Consider the following 18873-nt stretch of genomic DNA (forward strand, 5'->3'; position numbering starts at 1 on the left):
ACGAAGGTCTCGCCGCGAACCGGGCTCTCATGATTGAACAGGATGCCGTTCGAGGCGAACATGCCGTAGGCCTCGCGGTAGTTGACCGTGATCCAGTAGCCATAAAGCTTGGCAACCCCGTAAGGCGAGCGCGGATAGAATGGGGTGGTTTCCTTCTGCGGGGTCTCCCGAACCAGGCCGTACAATTCCGAAGTCGATGCCTGGTAGAACCGGGTCTGTTTTTCCATGCCGAGAATCCGGATCGCTTCCAGCAGCCGCAGCACCCCGATCGCATCGGCATTGGCGGTATATTCCGGGCTTTCGAAGCTGACGCCGACATGGCTTTGGGCTGCGAGGTTGTAGATCTCGGTCGGCCGGATCTGCTGAATCAGCCGGATCAGGTTGGTGGAATCCGTCATGTCGCCGTAATGCAGCAGGAACGGCACATTGCCGGCATGAGGATCTTCATAGAGATGGTCGATGCGCGCGGTATTGAACGAGGACGACCGCCGTTTGACGCCATGGACGGTGTAGCCAAGGCGGAGCAGATATTCAGCCAGGTAGGCGCCGTCCTGGCCGGTGACGCCGGTGAGGAGCGCAACGCGCCGTTTCGAATCCGCAGCCGCCATGTTCACTCCACAAACCGCCAAACGGCCCAGGGCAGACAGAGGTAGACCAAGACATATCCAGCCCCATTACCCGGCAAAACCGGGCGCGCAAGGCGTTCCGCCCCGCGACCGAGGCCATAGCATTCGACCCCGGTGAAGTCTAATACCATGTCGAGCGGCCTTTCGCGGGGCCGATGCCTGCGACAGCGAAACCGTTGACGTGGCGGTGTCCGTGAAACAGGTTAACCGGTCAGGACGAACCGGGTTGGTCTCGCCAGCCGCGGAACGAAGAGCGCGCGGAAAGCGCCCTGATGGAGGGGATGCGTGGAACACGCTTTGGAAGTGCGCGGGGTGTCACTGCGCTTTGGTGGCGTACGCGCGCTGACCGACGTCAGTTTCGGCGTGAACGACGGCGAGCTGTTCTCGATTATCGGCCCCAACGGCGCCGGCAAGACCTCGATCGTCAACTGCATTTCGGGCCGCTACCGGCCGACCGAGGGCCAGCTGTTCTATCGCGGCCAGGATATCACCGCACTCAATCCCAATGCGCGGCCCGGGCTCGGCATCGGCCGCACCTTCCAGAATCTTGCGCTGTTTCATCACATGAGCGTGCTCGACAACATCATGGTCGGGCGGCATCATCTCTTGAAAAACAATTTCATCACGGGATCGCTGTACTGGCTGACCGGGGCACGGCGCGAAGAGCTTGAGCATCGCCGCAAGGTCGAGGAGATCATCGATTTCCTCGACCTGCAGTCGGTGCGCAAGGCCATCGCCGGCACGCTCCCCTACGGTTTGCGCAAGCGGGTCGAGCTTGCCCGCGCCATGGCGCTGGAGCCGCGGCTGATCCTGCTCGATGAACCGATGGCCGGCATGAATTTCGAGGAAAAGGAGGACATGGCGCGCTACATCGTCGATCTCAACGAAGAGTTCGGCATGACCGTGATGATGATCGAACACGACATGGGCGTGGTGATGGATATTTCCCACCGCGTCATGGTGCTGGATTTCGGCCGCAAGATTGCCGAAGGCGATCCGGCCTCGGTACTGGCCGACCCCCATGTCAAGCGCGCCTATCTCGGCGAAGAGGATGAAGTGCTGGTCGATCCCGACGATGTCCCGGCGGCCGCGGAGAGCGCGGCATGATGGATTACGCCGCCCGCGCCGCGCAGGCCGATACCTATCCGAAGCTGTTGCGCCTCAACGCCCAAGAACATGGCGGCGAGATTGCGCTGCGCGAAAAGGACCTTGGACTCTGGCGAGAGTTCACCTGGAACGATTACCAAACCCGCGTGCACGACTTTGCACTCGGCATGGCCGAGCTCGGCCTCGGCCGCGGCGACGTCATCGGCATCATCGGCGACAACCGGCCGGACTGGGTCTCGGCCGAGATCGCCATCCACGCCATCGGCGCCATGTCGCTCGGTCTCTATCGCGACGTGCTGGACGAAGAGGCTGCTTATCTCCTCAGCTACGGCGAAGCCAAACTGGTATTCGCCGAAGACGAGGAACAGGTCGACAAGCTGCTGGCGCTGGCCGACCGCGTACCGCATCTCAAGCACATCGTCTATTCCGATCCCCGCGGCATACGGAAATATCATGACCCGCGCCTGATGGAGGCCGACAAGCTCGCAAGCCTGGGGCGCGACCGCGCCGCGCGCGAACCCGGTTTTTACGACCGGCTGGTGGACGCGACCCATGGCGAAGACGTTGCGATCCTCTGCACCACCTCCGGCACCACCGCCAATCCGAAGCTTGCGATGCTCGCTGCCGGGCGGGTGCTGAGGCATTGCGCGACGTACCTGTCGTTCGACCCGAAGGGGCCCGACGACGAATACGTCTCGGTGCTGCCGCTGCCGTGGATCATGGAACAGGTTTACGCGCTCGGCAAAGGCCTGCTGTGCCGGATGAAGATCAACTTCGTCGAGCAGCCCGACACCATGATGAACGATTTCCGCGAGATCGCGCCGACCTTCGTGCTGTTCGCGCCACGGGTCTGGGAATCGATCGCCGCCGACGTGCGTGCGCAAGTGATGGATGCCTCGCCGCTCAAGCAAAGCCTCTATCAGCTCGGCATGAAGGCGGGCTTGTCGGCGCTGGCGGCGGGCAAACATTCCGGTGTCGCCGACATCTTGCTGTTCCGCGCCTTGCGCGACCGGCTCGGCTTTACCCGGCTGCGTTCGGCGGCAACCGGCGGCGCGGCCCTCGGTCCGGACACCTTCAAGTTCTTTCAGGCCATGGGTGTGCCGCTGCGTACGCTGTACGGCCAGACCGAACTGTTGGGGGCCTATACGCTGCATCCGTCAGGCGAGGTTGATCCCGATACCACCGGGGTGGCGATGGCCGACGATATCGAAATCCGCATCGACAATCCGGACATCCATGGCGTCGGTGAGATCGTGGTGCGTCACCCCAATATGTTCCTCGGCTATTTTAAAAACCCGGAGGCCTCCGCGGCCGACATCAAGGATGGCTGGATGCAGTCGGGCGATGCCGGCTATTTCAACGGCAACAAGCAACTGGTGGTGATCGACCGCATCAAGGATCTGGCGGAAACCGCCCGCGGCGAACGGTTCTCGCCGCAGTATATAGAGAACAAGCTGAAGTTCTCGCCCTACATCGCCGAGGCGGTGGTGCTGGGCGCCGGCCGCGAAGCGCTCGCGGCGATGATCTGCATCCGCTTTTCGATCATTTCGAAATGGGCGGAGAAAAACCGTATCGCGTTCACGACCTATACCGATCTCGCTTCGCGGCCGGAAGTGTACGCGCTGCTGTGCAAGGAGGTCGAGGCCGTCAATGCCACGCTGCCGCAGGCGCAACGCATCTCCAGGTTTCTCCTGCTCTACAAGGAGCTCGACGCCGATGACGGCGAGCTGACCCGCACCCGCAAGGTCCGCCGCAGCGTCATCAACGAGAAGTACGCCACCATCATCGATGCGATCTATGGCGGCCGGCGCGATATTCCGGTCGACACCGTGATCCGCTTCCAGGACGGCACCACCCAGCGCATCCGCACCACGCTGACGGTTGTCGATCTTTCGCGCGAGACGGCAGAGCCAGCAGCGGAGGCGGCGGAATGAGTGAGCTCGGACCTCTCGTTGCGGTGTCAATCGTAACGCCCTCTCCTCTTGTGGGAGAGGGCATCTCCGTTGGTAGGCTTAACCACGGTCGGGTGAGGGGTTCGCTGCAACACACCACGCTGTTGAGAGAACCCCTCACCCGTCTCCGCTTCGCGGAGCCACCCTCTCCCACAAGGGGAGAGGGGAAGAACGCTGCAGTCGCGAGCGGGAAACCATGAACCTCCAGTTCCTGGTTCAGCTTCTGGTCAACGGCCTCGTGGTCGGCACGCTCTATGGCGTGGTCGCGATGTCGTTCGTGCTGATCTACAAGGCCACGCAGGTCGTAAACTTCGCGCAAGGCGAACTGCTGCTGATCGGCGCCTGGGTGTGCTGGGCGCTGCTCACCAGGTACCAGGTGCCGTTCTGGGCCGGCATGCCGCTGACGCTGGTCTTCATGTTCGTGTTCGGCATCGCGATCCAGGTCGTGATCCTGCGCCCGATGATCGGCGAGCCGATCATTTCCGTGATCATGGTGACCATCGGGCTGTCGACAGTATTCCAGGCTTCATTGAAATGGATTTTCGGCGTCAACCCGCAGCCGTTTCCGCGCGTGTTCACCAGCCAGTCGGTGAACCTGCTCGGACTCCAGATCCAGACCGTCTACATCATGAGTCTCGTGGTATCGGTGGCGATGATGATCGGCATGGCCTGGTTCTTCCGGGTTTCCAAATACGGCCTCGCCATGCGCGCCACCGCCTTCGACCAGCAGGTGGCGCAGTCGCTCGGCATTTCCGTCAAGAACGTGTTTGCGATGGCGTGGGCGATCTCGGCGAGCGTCTCGGCAGTCGCCGGCGTGGTTGTGGCCGTGGTCAATGGCGTGTCGTCGGGCCTGTCGGCCTATGGCATCAAGGTGTTTCCGGCGGCGATCCTCGGCGGCCTCGACTCGATCGGTGGCGCGGTACTCGGCGGCATCATCATCGGCCTGTTGGAAAATATCGCGCAATATATCGACAGCGAATATCTGCATTGGGGCAATCTCTATGAGATCGCGCCGTTCTATGTGCTGGTCATCATTCTGATGATCAAGCCATACGGCCTGTTCGGCACCCACGATATCGAGCGGGTGTAATCCAGATGGCGGGCCCCTCCCTCATTCCTTCCGGCGATTACCGTACCACCTATGCGGCCGACACCACGATCTTTCCGACCAAAGCCAGCCGCAATGCGGCAATCGCGGGCATCGTGCTGATCTGCTTCGCGCCGCTGGCCTTCAGCGAATACTGGCTGAGCATCCTGATCCAGATCGGGATTTTTGCGATCGCTGCCCTTGGCCTCAATATTCTGGTCGGCTTCACCGGTCAGATTTCGATCGGCCACGCCGCGTTCTTTTTGTTTGGCGCGTTCACCTCGGCCTATATTTCCAACACGCTGCCGATCCCGGTATTCTTCGCCATTCCGCTGGCGGGCGTCATCACGGCCCTGGTCGGCCTGATCTTCGGCATCCCGGCGGCGCGGCTGAAGGGACTTTATCTCGTGATCGCGACGCTGGCCGCGCAATATATCCTGCTCGACTTCTTTTCTCGCGCCGACTGGTTCTCAGGCGGTGCGGCGCCGGCCAGCGCCAATCCGTTCTCGATCTTCGGTTACGTCTTCCGCGGCGACCGGCAATATTTCTATGTCGTGCTGACCTATCTCGTGGTCAGTTATCTGCTGGTGACCAATCTGATGCGCACCCGCGACGGCCGCGCGCTGGTGGCGATCCGCGACCATTACCTCTCTGCCGAAATCATGGGCATCAACCTGACTAAATACCGCACGCTGTCGTTCGGGCTTGCGGCATTCTTCGCAGGGATCGCCGGCGCGCTCTACGCGCATTATCAGCTCGTCGTCTCTAACGAAGGTTTCGGCATCGAGCGCTCGATTATCTTCCTCGCCATGGTCATCATCGGCGGCACCGGCTCGATCATGGGCACGCTGATGGGCACCGCCTTCGTGGTGCTGCTGCCGGAATCGATGGAGTGGATCAGCGCCGGCCTGAAGGGCAGCGCCATCGACAAGGCGTTGTCGCTCAACAACAACATCACGTTTTTGCGCGAGATCGCGATCGGGCTGATCATCATCGCATTCCTGATGTTCGAGCCTGATGGGCTCGCGCATCGCTGGCGGCAGATCAAGACTTACTGGAAACTCTACCCGTTTTCGCATTGAGGTTGGAACAAGACGGGTTACAATAGACACCAACAAAAAAACCGGAGGAAAATACCATGACCATGAAATCCCTGCTTGGCACCGTCTCACTGGCACTGCTGCTCGGCGGCGCCGCGACAGCGGCGCAGGCCCAGATCGCGATCGGCCATCTCGAAGACCTGTCCGGCGGCACGTCGGACGTCGGAACGCCCTACGGCCAGGGCGTCGCGGACACCTTCGCCTGGGTCAACAAGAATGGCGGCATCGGCGGCAAGCAGCTCAACGTCGACAGCAACGATTACGGCTACCAGGTGCCGCGCGCGATTGCGCTCTACAAGAAATGGTCCGGCGCCGACAAGGTCGCGGCCATCATGGGTTGGGGCACCGCCGACACCGAGGCGCTAACCGGCTTTTTGGCGCAGGACAAGATACCGGACATCTCCGGCTCCTATGCCGCGGCGCTGACCGATCCCGAAGGCACCAGCGGCAAGGCCAAGCCCGCGCCCTATAACTTCTTCTACGGCCCGAGCTATTCGGATGCAATGCGGGCGATGCTGACCTGGGCGGCGGAAGACTGGAAAGCCAAGGGCAAGCCCGGAAAACCGAAATTCGTGCATATGGGCGCCAACCACCCCTACCCGAACGCGCCGAAGGCGGCCGGCGAAGCGATCGCTGCCGATCTCGGCTTTGAAGTGCTGCCGCCGCTGGTGTTCGCGCTCACGCCCGGCGATTACAGCGCCCAATGCCTGAGCCTGAAAAGTTCCGGCGCCAATTACGCCTACCTCGGCAACACCGCCGCCTCCAACATCTCGGTGTTGAAGGCGTGCAAGACTGCCGGCGTCGACGTGCAGTTCATGGGCAACGTATGGGGCATGGACGAGAACGCCGCCAAGACAGCCGGCGACGCTGCGGACGGCGTGATCTTCCCGTTACGGACTGCGGTGGCGTGGGGCGGCGACGCACCGGGCATGAAGACCGTGATGGAAATTTCCAAAATGTCGGATCCGACCGGCAACGTCTATCGTCCGGTGCATTACATCGCCGCCGTTTGTAGCGCGCTGTATCTGAAGGAAGCGATCGATTGGGCCGTCAAGAACGGCGGCGCCACCGGAGAGAATGTCGCGAAAGGCTTCTACCAGAAGGCCAACTGGGTACCTGCTGGCATGGAGGGCGTCTGCAATCCCTCGACCTGGACTGAAAAGGACCATCGTCCGACCATGAAGGTTGACCTCTATCGTTCGAAGATCTCCGGTCCAACCGATGGCGATCTCAACGACCTGGTCAAAAAGGGCACCATCAAGCTCGAGAAGGTCAAGACCATCGAACTGCCGCGCAAGCCGGAATGGTTCGGGTGGTAAGGTAGGCGGGTTGGCGACCGACGGCATCCCATGTTCAACTGTCGTCCTCCGCGAAAGCGGGGGACCCAGTACGCGGCGGCTCCTCGGTTGATCACAGCCGTCTCTGGAATACTGGATCACCCGCATTCGCGGGTGATGACGGTGGTAGTGGTATTCGAACATGACTGAAGCCACGGAAATCGATCGTCCACCCGCAGCGCAGGCCCGCGCCCCGCTGCTTTCCGTGCGCAACATCGAAGTGGTCTACGACGACGTCATCCTGGTGCTGCGGGGCTTGAGCCTTGAGGTGCCGCAAGGCGCGATCGTCGCCCTGCTCGGCGCCAACGGGGCCGGCAAGTCGACAACCCTGAAGGCGATTTCCGGACTGCTCAAAACCGAAGACGGCGAAGTCACCCGCGGCGAAATCATCTTCGACGGCGAGCGCATCAACGGCATCGATCCCGACAAAATCGTTCGCCGCGGCATCTTTCAGGTGATGGAGGGTCGTCGCATCATCGCCGACATGACGTCGCTGGAAAACCTGCGGCTCGGCGCCTTCACCCGCAAGGACAACGAAGTCGCTGACGACATCGAGATGGTCTACGACTATTTCCCGCGCCTGAAGGAGCGCACCGGCCTCGCCGGCTATCTCTCCGGCGGCGAACAGCAGATGCTGGCGATCGGCCGCGCACTGATGGCGCGCCCGAAGATGATCCTGATGGACGAGCCGTCGATGGGATTGTCGCCGCTCTTGGTCAAGGAAGTGTTCGGGATCATCGGCAAGATCAATCGTGATCTCGGCGTCACCATCCTGCTGGTGGAGCAGAACGCGCGTGCCGCACTGTCGGTCGCAAGCCACGGCTACATCATGGAGCAAGGTAAAGTGGTGCTCGACGGCTCCGCCGCCGAATTGCGCGACAACGAAGACGTCAAGGAATTCTACCTCGGCGGCGCAGGCGACCAGCGCAAGAGCTTCAAAAACCTGAAAAGTTTCAAACGACGGAAGCGGTGGCTTTGACCGACTATTACGACGCCCTCGAAACGCGCCAGCCCGCAGCCCGTGAAGCGGACCTGTTCTTGCGACTACCGGACGTATTGCGCAAGGCGATGGCGGCCCCCGCCTATGCCGAGCGCCTCGCAGGAATCGACCCCGCTGCAGTTACCAGTCGCGCCGCACTGGCGCCCCTGCCGGTGCTGCGCAAGTCCGAGCTCCCTGCCCTGCACAAGGCAGCACCTCCGTTCGGCGGATTTGTAATGGGATCTCCGGGCTCGTTCGGGCGTCTCTTTACATCGCCCGGCCCGATCTTCGAGCCCGAGGCAACTCATGCCGATCCCTGGCGCGGTGCGCGAGCGCTGTTTGCCGCCGGATTCCGGTCCGGCGACGTGGTGCTCAACACCTTCAGTTATCATCTGACCCCGGGCGGCTTCATCTTCGATGCTTCCGCGCGGGCGCTCGGATGCGCGGTGATTCCGGCCGGTCCCGGCAATACCGAGACCCAGTTCGAGCTGATCGAGGCCTATCGTCCGGCAGGCTACAGCGGGACGCCGGACTTCCTCAAAATCCTGCTTGACGCCGCCGCAAGCGCCGGGCGCGACGTCTCGTCGATCAAGCGTGCGCTGGTTTCGGGCGCGGCGTTTCCCAAATCGCTGCAGGACGAGATCAAATCACGCGGCGTCGATGCCTACCAGGCGTTTGGCACTGCCGATCTCGGCCTGGTCGCGTTCGAAACGCCGGCACGCGATGGCATGGTCGTCAATGAGGATCTGATCCTGGAGATCGTGCGGCCCGGCACCGGCGAGCCGGTCGCGGAGGGCGATGTCGGCGAGATCGTTGTGACGTCGCTCGATCCGGATCACCCCTGGATTCGCCTGGCACTCGGCGATCTCACGGCGGCACTGCCCGGCCAAAGTCCCTGCGGACGCAGCAACATGCGCATCAAGGGATGGATGGGACGCGCCGATCAAACGACCAAGGTCAAGGGCATGTTCGTGCGGCCCGAGCAGATCGCGGAAATCGGCAAGCGGCATCCCGAGTTGGGGCGGTTGCGTCTCGTGGTGACGCGGGCAGCAGAGACGGATGTGATGACGCTCAGAGCCGAAGTGGCAGCGCCAAGCGACCCGTTGCGCGACGCGGTGGCGACGGCACTGCGCACCGTCGCCAAGCTCGGCGGCGGCGTCGAACTCGTGGCGCCGGGCAGCCTGCCGAACGACGGCAAGGTGATCGCGGACGAACGCGGTTGAGAAGGATGGATTGAGGTCTGGATTATCCAATTCCCGGCCGTCATGGAAGACAACCGTGTCGGCGCGCGCACGATCGACGCACCCCTGAAGAATTACGGAACCGATATTATCTGTGCGAACCGCAGAATGTCGGTTCCCTCGTCGTAAAACGAGAACGCATGTTCGGCGACGAGGGAGACCTCAAGCCGGAAATCTCCGGGCTTTTTCGGCAGATCGGTTGACAAGGCAAGCTTCAAGTCGCCGCCGGGAAGAATATCTTTTGGAATCTGGAAGCGGGGATCCCACCCCGCTCCTTTCTCCGGATCTTTTCCGGCCTCCACGAAACGCCAGGAAACCCGGACGGGAGAGAACGAACGGGCGGCGATCCGCGTCTCGCTACTGTTGCGGATTGCGATTTCAAACGCGAGTTGCGATTCGTGTTTATCCAGCGACAACGGAATCAAGGAAACGAATTTCGCGATTGCCGGAGGAAGCGGCGGTCCAAAACTCGCATCGGATTCTCCAGCGATACTTCCGCCGGAATCGCAGCGGGGCCAACCGACAAAAACCAGGCGGCTCAGGAACTCGCCCTCGCCAATTTCAGGTCCGGCGTGATGCTGCCTATGCCAGCTCTCGTACGCCGCCATCTGGCGGGCCGGAGTTTCGCATGTCGACCTGTAGTCGTAACCCGGCACGGAATTTCCGGAATAGCCATTAATGGTCGGCCAGCCAAGCTGCTGCGCGGCGAACATCGCATCGAGGTGCGCCTTGTACGGGGCTTCGTCGCCCTCCATCACGAACAGGATGGGATTTGCGATTCCGCGCGATTGGCGGTGGGCTTCATCCACGATCGCGTCGGTGCGGCTGTCCGATTCCGATCTCGAGAATCCTCCCTTCTGGACCATGGCTATATCCAGCAGCGACGCCGTCAGCAAAATGCATACCGCACTCAGACCCGGCGTCCTGGGTTGGGTTCGCAACAGGGCTTCAGCGCCGGTTGCAATAACGATCGCTGCCGGAAACATCAGAACGACGATAATTCGCGTCACGGCCCGAATCGAGTTCAGTCCGGGGATATAGGTCAAAAAGAAATAGAGGCTTTCATTTCCGAACATCGTCAGGACAACGAACAGGCTGACAAGCGCCAGCAACGCAGTCTTCGCCAGGTTATCCTGGTATCGCGGGACGTTGCCGGCAATGGTCGTGGCGGCTCCAATCAGAAACAGGCTGAAGGCGCCAAATCCCATGAACATGTTCTGTTCATGCCGCGTCGGGACGTCAGCACGGATCAGGGTTTCATAGACGACTTTCCAGTACGGCAGGTTATCCATCAGCAGATAGCTTTGAGGACGCGGAATCTGGGTGGCGATCTCTTTCCATCCTCTGCCGAGACCATACATCGCGCCCCAGTGGTGGTATGCGCCCAGCAGCAGGATCGCGCCAACCGCCGGAACTGCAGCGACCAGCAACATGGTCCAGCGTCGAACAGACCATCCATGGACCAGCGATCGACCGTCGATCTGGCTCAACCGCAACAGAGCCACCAAAGAAAGCGAGCGACGATTGAGAAAGAGCGACCATGCGGCGACCGCCGCGAGCACAAACACCAGGAACACGCCGGTGTAGATGCTGCACAGCAATTGCAGACTCGTCCACGCAATCAGGGAGAAAGCATGCTTTAACAGTCCGCTGCGCAGATAGTTCAACAGGCTGAGAAATGCCAGCGGAACACCGACTCGATACACCAGTTGCGCATGCCCAATTTGCTGGATGCTGGGAAGGCTGAACGTGAATATGATTGCCGCGCTGACGGCGACGACCGGCCTGAATCCCAGCTGCAACAATACGTAGTAGCTTGCCGCGAATGTCAAAAAATACCCGGTAAGCAGCCAAAGCGTAAAGGAAGGGAATTCGGCTACTCCGAGCGATCGAAAGAAAATGTAGAATGCTGCGGAGCCGATATGGGTGTCGCTGAGGAATATGGCGCCGGGATAGGGATAGAATATTTTCGGCGAAAAATAGGACAGGTTTCGCGTGTCTATCCGCTGGAACGTATGTTCGAGAATGTAGGCATTGAAACGCGCATCACCGAGATCTCCGGGGACTGTTCCGGTGACGAGATAGGGACGTGCCATGAAGACGTAGAGCAACAATATTGCAAATGCGCCCAGCAGCCATGGGACAGCATTTCTCCACCGGGCGCCGACGGCAACGGGCCCACTATTCAACGATCCGGTCGGGGCAGAAAACTCAATCACGAGAACCTCGCACGGGGAGGATATCCTCTCATTTCGATCTGGTCGCACTCAAGTCGCCGACGGCCAGCAGGTTGAGAAAGCCGCGGCCGTCCATTGCTTCGACAAGCTCGGCAGCGCGCCGGCTTTGCGCTCCGATGATCGCCTCGCGCATTTCCGGCGAAGACAGCAAAAGATGAAGCTGCTTCGCTAGACTTTCGAAAGACTTGTCGCTGAAGATGACGCCAGCCATGCCCACGGTCTCCCGGACGGCCGGCTCGTCATAGGCAAATACCAGCACGTTCCGCATCATGGCTTCGAGAAGTGGAAGGCAAAAGCCCTCGTGCTCACTCATCGATACGTAAACCGCCGCCTCGCTGTAAAGGCTATCGAGCTCGCTGTCCGAAACGCTGCCCCGCCAGTCTACCGCATCTTCCGGAAGGTTGAGCTGCTCGATCTGGACCCAACGAAGGTAATCGCGGTAGGCGACGCTGTCGGATGATCCGACAATCATGACCCGCGCCTGCACATCCAGTTTTCGATACTCCGCGATCAGATGCAGGACGTCTTCAATACGCTTATGGCTGATGACGCGCCCGACATGGATGAACGTTGGTTTGACGAACCTTTCAGCCGCCGCCGGCTTCCCGGTCGCTTGCGACGGCGGTGTCGCCTCCGTTCGCATCGAACGCCATAAACGGGCCTCGCTGGCGCCAAACAGCTTCGGGGCAATGACGGCAATTTCCCCTGGCATCGAGACATCGCCGTCAGCGAGCGCTTTCCGCAATGTTTCCGCGCTGGCGCGTGAGTTCGTCGCCAGCCGGTCGAACTTTGCCAGCAAAGGCAGTTGCTTGATCGCCTTGGCGCATTCGGCGCTGAGTTCCGGATCAAATACCTGCAGCAGCTTGGGTGGAGTAACGCCATGAAAATAGGCGACCTTGCAGGCGCATTTCATTTCGACCAGTTCGGTGAGCTTGCTGTCGTGTATCGAAAAAAAATAGACAATGATGTCATTCGGCTTCAGCCGGGACAGCAAATTTTCCCGGCGATCAATTACGTCGTTCATCGCAAGGTCGAAGTTCCCGGCGAACAACCGCACGCCGACCTCGTGCTGCCTAAGCATCCTGTAAAGCCCGAGACACAGATTACCCACGGCGTCTCGCTGAAAGATATTTGTTGCAACAATGTGGATCTGCCGATCGGCGGGCAGCACATAGTGCGGCGGCGCATAGCGCGGTGACTGATAATTCCGGTCGAAACTCGACCTGAACGCTTCCAGGTCCGCAACGGACCGCATGACCGCAATTCGATGCGTCGACAGGATCGCATGGGTGATGACAGAACGCAGAACGATCAGCAGCTCGATGCGGTTGGCCGCAACCTCGGCCGGGTTGCGCCATTCGTCGACGGCCTCCACACCTTTGAAGTCGGGCCTCAGCTTGCCGTCCCTGTCGAGGATCAGTCTGCCGGCCGGACTTGGATATAACTGAGCGATCTCGTATCGCCACCAGCCGATGTGTCCCGCTGGATGAACCGGATTGTCGAGGTCATACAGATCGACGACCAGGAACACATTCGACGCGATCCATTCGGCGGGTATGTTGAGGGAGAACGCGCCGCCGCGATCGAGAACGATTTCCTTTTCCACGACGGTCACGGCCACGCCGGCAGCTTTCGGTTCATTCATTTGCGCCGCCGTGGCGCGTGATGCCGTGCATTCTCTCGGTGAAATCGCGCGTCATGCGAACGTACAATTCGCGGTTGGCCGCCGAGACTTCGATATGGGTATTCGGCGCCGCCATACTTTTCCAGCAACGGAATAATGATTCCCAGATTCATGCGAGGAGTCCGGGTCCTTTCATCCGTCAAACCGGCTGACTGGTCAGGATTGGACATTATTCCTCTTCGCACGCCCGGACATGTGAGCCGAATTGATGTTTTCAAGCATTTTGTCGAGACGCGCGTCCCACGAATTTTCCACCAGGATCGCATCGTCCAGCCGCAACGGCGGCGGCCTGTCCGACAATTGCTTCCGGATGGCGTCGACGAACGACCGGGAATCCGGTGCCGTGCTGCAGATTGGTCCGAAATCCCGAATGGCGTCCAGTGGCGTCGACACGACCGGAAGGCCCGCGGCGAGGTATTCAAAGAACTTCATTGGAAACATCGCTCGGGTGTAGTCGTTGATAAGCTGGGGTAGCAGCGCGACGTCAAGTCCGCTCAAATAGCGCGGCAAGTCGTCGTAGCAACGCCACCCCAAAAGATGCACATTTCGGCGTTTCGCAAGCTTCCGCAGGCCATCGTCAGACTGCCCTGCGCGCTCCTCTCCGATCAGGACCAGATGCCAATCCGGCTGATCGTCCGCAATGCGAGCGAGCAGATCAAAATCGATCTTGAAATCGCTCAGCGCGCCCACGTAACCGAGCCGAGGCCGGGGTATGGCAGCAAGTTCGGGCGGAATATTTCCGGCGATACGCGCCTTCCCGAAGTGACCGACATCTGCGACATTACCGAAATAGTGCGATCGCGATCCGGCAACCGCTTCGCACCGGCTCTGCAAATAGCGGCTCGTCGTGAAGGTGATATCGGCGCGCTCGAGCAACTCGCGCTCGGCGATCTTGAACGATTCGGGGTCAACCCCGGGTATCGCGGCGAGATTATCGGCGCAATGATAGATGAGCCGCGAAGCGTCGATGGATTTGACCGCGTCCAGCATATAGGGATGGTAGGTCCACACCATCGGAGACTTGACTTCAATAGCCGACATCCAGCCTTTGATCCGGGTGCGGAGCTGCATGCCGTTGACAGCAGCGATTGCCGGGCTGCGGTGGCCGAAAGGGATGGTCAGCGGCGACAACGTCCACACATTGTCCTGGACCCGGGCGATCGGCGCGACCCCCCGCTTTACCCGGGCGAGAATTCGGCCGGCATCCAAAGCATTCAGGCCCGGCAATCGCAGTCCGACCGTTTCGACGTAGAGAACCCGGTGGCCACGTGCCGCCAGGCGCGCCGCCATGTGTTGCTTGTTGGTCCAGTATCTGGATTTCCAGTCAGCCGTCGAAAACAGGATGACGTCCTCGGGCCGGTTCGCGGTCATGGAGTCCGCGCCAGAATTTCGGCGATGCGGTCCGCGGCGTGACCATCGCCATAGGGATTGACCGCGCGGCGAGCGGCAGGCGCGCCTTTCAGTAACTCCTCCGCCCGGGCGACGATCAGTTCTTCGTCCGATCCGACCAGAAACGACAACCCCGCGGCAACCGCCTCCGGCCGTTCGGTATTCTTGCGCAGCACCAATAACGGTACATTGAAGCTCGGAGCTTCCTCCTGAATTCCGCCGGAGTCGGAAAGCACCAGCTTCGCGCGGGACAGCAGAAACAGCAGTTCGGGATATGACACCGGCTCGATCAGGTTGACATTCGCCTCATTGCCCAGGGTCGCTGCGACCTGGGTGCGAACGTTCGGGTTGAGATGAACCGGAAAGACGATCCGGTGATCGCGGTGGTTCGCGGCAATCCGCGCAACCGCGCGACAGATGGCGCGCAGGTCGTCGCCAAAGCTCTCCCTGCGATGGCAGCTGACGAGGACAATCGGCGCGGGGCCATCCGCCAATTCCAGTATCGAAGGCGATACAAGGCGGCGGCGATCCTCCGTCTCCAGTGCCTGTCGAAACCACTGCAGCGCATCGACGACGGTGTTGCCCGTGACATGAATTGACGACGGCGGCACACCCTCCGATGCGAGCGCATCCGCCGCGCCTTTGGTCGGAGCGAAATGCAGGTCCGCAATGCAGCTGATGGCTCGCCGGTTCACTTCTTCCGGAAATGGAGAATACCGGTCGTTGGAGCGAAGCCCTGCTTCGACGTGGGCGACCGGGATCTTTTGGTAGTAGGCTGACAAGGCGGCGGCGAACGCGGTCGTCGTGTCGCCCTGCAGGACGAGGCGATCGGGTTTGATGTCGGCGATGCTCGCGGTCAGTTCGGATATCAGTTTGGCGGTCAGGCCCGGCAACGTCTGGCCCGGGCGCATAACGTCAAGCCGCACGTCCGGCGTCACTCCGCACGCCGTCAGGGCCTGATCCAGCATTTCGCGGTGCTGATCGGTCGAGCAAACGATCGTTTCAAAATATTGCGGCTTCGAGCGCAGCGCCGCGATCACCGGCGCGAGCTTGATGGCGTCGGGCCGCGTCCCCAGCACTACCATGAGGCGCCTAGTCACGCTGCGCCTCCAAAACTTCTCCGTGGTAGCCAAGCGACATCGGGAAACCTGCCGCGCTGGTTTTCGTGATCTCGTACTTCTCCTGGACGACGTCGAAGGCGATTTCCGCGGAAGCCTTTTCCTTGATGAACTGCATGCAGGTATCTTCGTTCACGAACAGAAGACCGCCATTCCCGCTGGCGGATTCCAGGAAGTCCAGATAGTCCGAATGCGCGGCGAGTCGCGTTTCTTCGTCGGGCCAGCCATAAGTGTACCGCTCCGAGAAAGGATGATCGAGGTAGCCGAAGAACTCGCCACTGTCGCGCGCGAGCGCGAAAGCTTCCTTGAACACACGCAGCCGATCATCCCCGGCGAGCATGCAGTCGCCATGCAACATACAGCTCTGCGAGTGGGAAATCATGCCCGCGGGCCCGAACGGCGCAGCCCCGCCGCGCGCCATCAAGTATTCCGGGTCGCCGGCGATGCTGCCCCCTATGAAGCCGTCATATCCCGCCCGGGCGAGCGCCCCGGGAACATAAGACGGGTTTTGATGAAATGGCGATACGGCGTATCGGACCTTCAAGCCGCTGATGTTCTTCTCCAGCCACGCTCTGGAGTCTCGCGCTTCGCGTTCTGCTGCTTCGCCGGAGCCGCCCCAATCCGCGGCATGCGTCGCCGAATGCGACAGGATCGAGCCACCGGCATCCAGCACATCCCGCATCAGGGAGCGGTTTTCCGGTGAATCCGGCTGACCGGTCATTACGGCCAGGGACAAGGGATAATTTCGGGATCGATAGAGGTCGTACAGCTGCCGCGCCGACGCTATATCCTCGTCACAATCGAGCCGCATGCTTACGGCTGCGCCAAAGCCGTGAGGAATGCCTCTCAGAAATGGCCGGCACGGCAACTCATTTGCCCTGTGCGCCGAAATGAAATTTTCAACCACCGACCAGTCCTGGCCATCGATGGCCCCCGCCGGTCTTGCGAACCACAACACGGAGCCGAAAGACAAATCAAGCAAAGTCACGGCGGCGCCAACAGACGATGTCTGGTCGATCCTGACGTCGGCAACCATCGCCGAAAACCTGGAGGCTAGCTGGGCAATCGACCATCTGTCCTCACCGAAACCGATCCGGCCATATCCCAGATTATTCCATTCGTTCGAAAAATCGAACCTGACAAAGTGGCGGCGGCGAAGGCATGAAGCCGTCCCAATCCCTGAATCCGAATACACCATCGAGGCACGGCTCTGGGATGTCCCATGGACAGGCGCGGGTCCGCATTCGGCAAACTCCGAAAATTGCGGCGCGGCCGCAAAAGTCTCCACGCCGGCGATCTCGCCAACCGCTGGGCCCAGCGACCCCTGCAGGACAATTTTGCCTCTGTTGCGGATTAGCTGGCCGAGCATTTTCGCCGATTCATCGTCCGGCGAAACAACGATGACAACGGCATTGCTGGTCGGTATATCCTGATAGGCATCGATCAGGCGAACCTGGCCGCGGGTAAACGAGCGCTCAAACGCACGGACCACGATCTCGGTGGTTGCCGCGTCGCGCTTGTCGGCCAGGATGTGGATCACTGCAATTCCATCTATTCGGCGTCCGGCGGTTTCACGAGGTGATGAAACTTCGATCGCCAGCCTTGTAACTTCAGCGCATAGGCTTCGATGAATTCAATGCCGATGGAGTCGGCCCAAAGTTGACGCAATCCGTGCTGGATAGGGTCTTTCGCGGCATCGCTTTCCGGGACAATCCGAAACACCGGCCGATGGGCATCGCTTTCGATTTGAAACTCGCGTATTCCCCCTATCCTGTCCAGAACATCCTGAACATGATGTGTCGGCACGGGTACCCCGGCGATATTTACCACGTCATGGACGCGTCCCACCATGTTCTGGATGTAGAAGCCATTGGGCGCCTCGCGTAGCGTGGCGATGTCGCCCGTGCTGTAGCGGATCAGGGGCATCATCCGGTTGGCAAATGGGGTGACGACCAGCTCGCCGGTCCGGCTTTCGGCCAGTTGCGGAAGTTCCCCTCCGAATTCGACTTCGACGACTTCGGGCCAAGCGACCGGATCAAAGAAAAGCATTGCGTCATCTGCCGGATCGACCTGATAGGCGAGAACGCCGGCCTCTGCCAGTCCGTAGCGGTTAATAACCTTGCACTTGAACACCCTCTCAATCACGTCGCGCTGAACCTGTGTCAGCATCTCCCCCGACGATTCAAAAATCCTGAAGGCGCGGTTCTGGCCCGCCCGCGCCGCCACATGCAAGGCAAGTTGGTACAAGGTCGATGGATGGCCGTGAACGAGATAGGGCCTGATTGCGTTGATGCGCTGCCAAAGGCGATTCAGTTCGTCGGAAGAAAATGATGCGAACGTCAGATTGAACCGGTTGTTCGCCAGGCATTTGATTTGCTCACGCATGCGCGCCCTGATCGGAATCCTGTCCTGAAATCTTGCCGCGAAGTGCAACTCGCTTTTGGCCGGGCCGGCACCCACTTGCGCGCGGGCATATCGCGTCACCGCCGACGACGAGTCGGCTGCGTGTTGATCGTAGGTCACGCACATCGATGGGCCCGTTGAGCCCCCAGTCTTGGAGACGTGCTTTCGATAGTCCGCGTGATCGTCACGCAACATTCGATCGCCCTGCGAGCGGATGATGTCTTTGGTGAGGACCGGAATTTCAGCGAGATACCTGGAGTCGCGAACCAGCAGTTCCGGATCGAAACCAATTCCCGCGAACAGATCGCGATAGTAAGGCACATTGACGGCGGCAAAACGTACTATGTCGATCAGCCGATTCCAGGAACGAAGCCGGCGCTCACCGAAAGGGACCGACATATCGGCGGCCAGATCTCGTTCTCTGGCGCGCATTGCCCGTCGTTCGAGCCGCTCGGCGATTGGAAAAACGGCACCGGACCCGACAAGACCGCGTATTCCATTGTAAAAAGTACGATGCACTATCAACTCAATGGACACAGCCCGGCAACCTTGCAGGTGATACCGGATTGGTACCCGAAACGCAATGCGCCGAGGCTGGACGCCCCTGCAGTGC

The 18873-nt window shown here is 60.5% G+C and carries 15 protein-coding genes; 7 read left to right on the plus strand and 8 right to left on the minus strand.

The features are described from left to right. A partial coding sequence (locus tag E7813_RS03365) for a GDP-mannose 4,6-dehydratase (RefSeq protein WP_291570879.1) occupies positions 1–608 on the minus strand: 608 nt, incomplete at its 3' end. 303 nt (positions 609–911) lie between these two features. Here E7813_RS03365 and E7813_RS03370 point away from each other — a divergent pair. The 7 genes from E7813_RS03370 (at position 912) to E7813_RS03400 (ending at position 9411) form a co-directional block, all read left to right on the plus strand. Then, positions 912–1733, plus strand: coding sequence for an ABC transporter ATP-binding protein (locus E7813_RS03370; RefSeq protein WP_291570881.1), 822 nt, complete (start codon positions 912–914; stop codon positions 1731–1733). Next, positions 1730–3667, plus strand: a complete 1938-nt coding sequence (locus tag E7813_RS03375; RefSeq protein ID WP_291570883.1) for a long-chain fatty acid--CoA ligase — start codon at positions 1730–1732, stop codon at positions 3665–3667. The genes E7813_RS03370 and E7813_RS03375 overlap by 4 nt, the downstream gene beginning before the upstream one ends. Positions 3668–3881: 214 nt before the next feature. Continuing rightward, a complete protein-coding gene (locus E7813_RS03380; RefSeq protein ID WP_291570886.1) occupies positions 3882–4775 on the plus strand; it encodes a branched-chain amino acid ABC transporter permease in 894 nt (297 codons plus the stop codon). A 5-nt stretch (positions 4776–4780) separates the two neighbouring features. After that, the gene (locus E7813_RS03385) at positions 4781–5854 is read left to right on the plus strand and encodes a branched-chain amino acid ABC transporter permease (protein WP_291570888.1); all 1074 of its coding nucleotides are present in this window, start codon (positions 4781–4783) and stop codon (positions 5852–5854) included. A 56-nt stretch (positions 5855–5910) separates the two neighbouring features. Further along, a complete protein-coding gene (locus E7813_RS03390) occupies positions 5911–7191 on the plus strand; it encodes an ABC transporter substrate-binding protein (protein ID WP_291570890.1) in 1281 nt (426 codons plus the stop codon). 160 nt (positions 7192–7351) lie between these two features. Continuing rightward, positions 7352–8188 (plus strand): ABC transporter ATP-binding protein, encoded by an 837-nt coding sequence (locus E7813_RS03395; RefSeq protein ID WP_291570891.1) that lies wholly within the window; start codon positions 7352–7354, stop codon positions 8186–8188. Next, the gene (locus tag E7813_RS03400) at positions 8185–9411 is read left to right on the plus strand and encodes an AMP-binding protein (protein ID WP_291570951.1); all 1227 of its coding nucleotides are present in this window, start codon (positions 8185–8187) and stop codon (positions 9409–9411) included. The genes E7813_RS03395 and E7813_RS03400 overlap by 4 nt, the downstream gene beginning before the upstream one ends. Positions 9412–9503: 92 nt before the next feature. Here the strand turns inward: E7813_RS03400 and E7813_RS03405 are convergent, their stop codons facing one another. From E7813_RS03405 to E7813_RS03435, 7 genes are all read right to left on the minus strand, one after another. Beyond that, complete coding sequence (locus E7813_RS03405; RefSeq protein WP_291570893.1) at positions 9504–11648, minus strand: hypothetical protein; 2145 nt, start codon at positions 11646–11648, stop codon at positions 9504–9506. Positions 11649–11676: 28 nt separating this feature from the next. After that, positions 11677–13287, minus strand: coding sequence for a glycosyltransferase family 4 protein (locus E7813_RS03410; protein WP_291570894.1), 1611 nt, complete (start codon positions 13285–13287; stop codon positions 11677–11679). Positions 13288–13303: 16 nt separating this feature from the next. Continuing rightward, positions 13304–13426, minus strand: coding sequence for a hypothetical protein (locus E7813_RS03415; RefSeq protein WP_291570896.1), 123 nt, complete (start codon positions 13424–13426; stop codon positions 13304–13306). Positions 13427–13506: 80 nt separating this feature from the next. Continuing rightward, a complete protein-coding gene (locus E7813_RS03420; RefSeq protein ID WP_291570898.1) occupies positions 13507–14640 on the minus strand; it encodes a glycosyltransferase in 1134 nt (377 codons plus the stop codon). A gap of 77 nt (positions 14641–14717) precedes the next feature. Then, positions 14718–15839, minus strand: coding sequence for a UDP-N-acetylglucosamine 2-epimerase (non-hydrolyzing) (gene wecB, locus E7813_RS03425; protein WP_291570900.1), 1122 nt, complete (start codon positions 15837–15839; stop codon positions 14718–14720). Continuing rightward, the gene (locus tag E7813_RS03430; RefSeq protein WP_291570901.1) at positions 15832–17397 is read right to left on the minus strand and encodes a hypothetical protein; all 1566 of its coding nucleotides are present in this window, start codon (positions 17395–17397) and stop codon (positions 15832–15834) included. The genes wecB and E7813_RS03430 overlap by 8 nt, the downstream gene beginning before the upstream one ends. 11 nt (positions 17398–17408) lie before the next feature. Beyond that, a complete protein-coding gene (locus tag E7813_RS03435; protein WP_291570903.1) occupies positions 17409–18692 on the minus strand; it encodes a phenylacetate--CoA ligase family protein in 1284 nt (427 codons plus the stop codon). Positions 18693–18873 lie beyond the last annotated feature (181 nt).

Origin of the sequence: Bradyrhizobium sp., from assembly GCF_004799405.1 — a bacterium.
In the GTDB taxonomy this organism is placed as follows: domain Bacteria; phylum Pseudomonadota; class Alphaproteobacteria; order Rhizobiales; family Xanthobacteraceae; genus Bradyrhizobium.

What these genes read in the sequence shown, in the direction of transcription:
- E7813_RS03385 (WP_291570888.1), top strand. Translation starts at nt 4,781, where the DNA reads ATGGCGGGCCCCTCCCTCATTCCTTCCGGCGATTACCGTACCACCTAT.
- E7813_RS03375 (WP_291570883.1), top strand. Translation starts at nt 1,730, where the DNA reads ATGATGGATTACGCCGCCCGCGCCGCGCAGGCCGATACCTATCCGAAG.
- E7813_RS03420 (WP_291570898.1), bottom strand. Translation starts at nt 14,640, where the DNA reads ATGGCGGCGCGCCTGGCGGCACGTGGCCACCGGGTTCTCTACGTCGAA.
- E7813_RS03435 (WP_291570903.1), bottom strand. Translation starts at nt 18,692, where the DNA reads ATGCGCGCCAGAGAACGAGATCTGGCCGCCGATATGTCGGTCCCTTTC.
- E7813_RS03395 (WP_291570891.1), top strand. Translation starts at nt 7,352, where the DNA reads ATGACTGAAGCCACGGAAATCGATCGTCCACCCGCAGCGCAGGCCCGC.
- E7813_RS03390 (WP_291570890.1), top strand. Translation starts at nt 5,911, where the DNA reads ATGACCATGAAATCCCTGCTTGGCACCGTCTCACTGGCACTGCTGCTC.
- E7813_RS03380 (WP_291570886.1), top strand. Translation starts at nt 3,882, where the DNA reads ATGAACCTCCAGTTCCTGGTTCAGCTTCTGGTCAACGGCCTCGTGGTC.
- E7813_RS03415 (WP_291570896.1), bottom strand. Translation starts at nt 13,426, where the DNA reads ATGGCGGCGCCGAATACCCATATCGAAGTCTCGGCGGCCAACCGCGAA.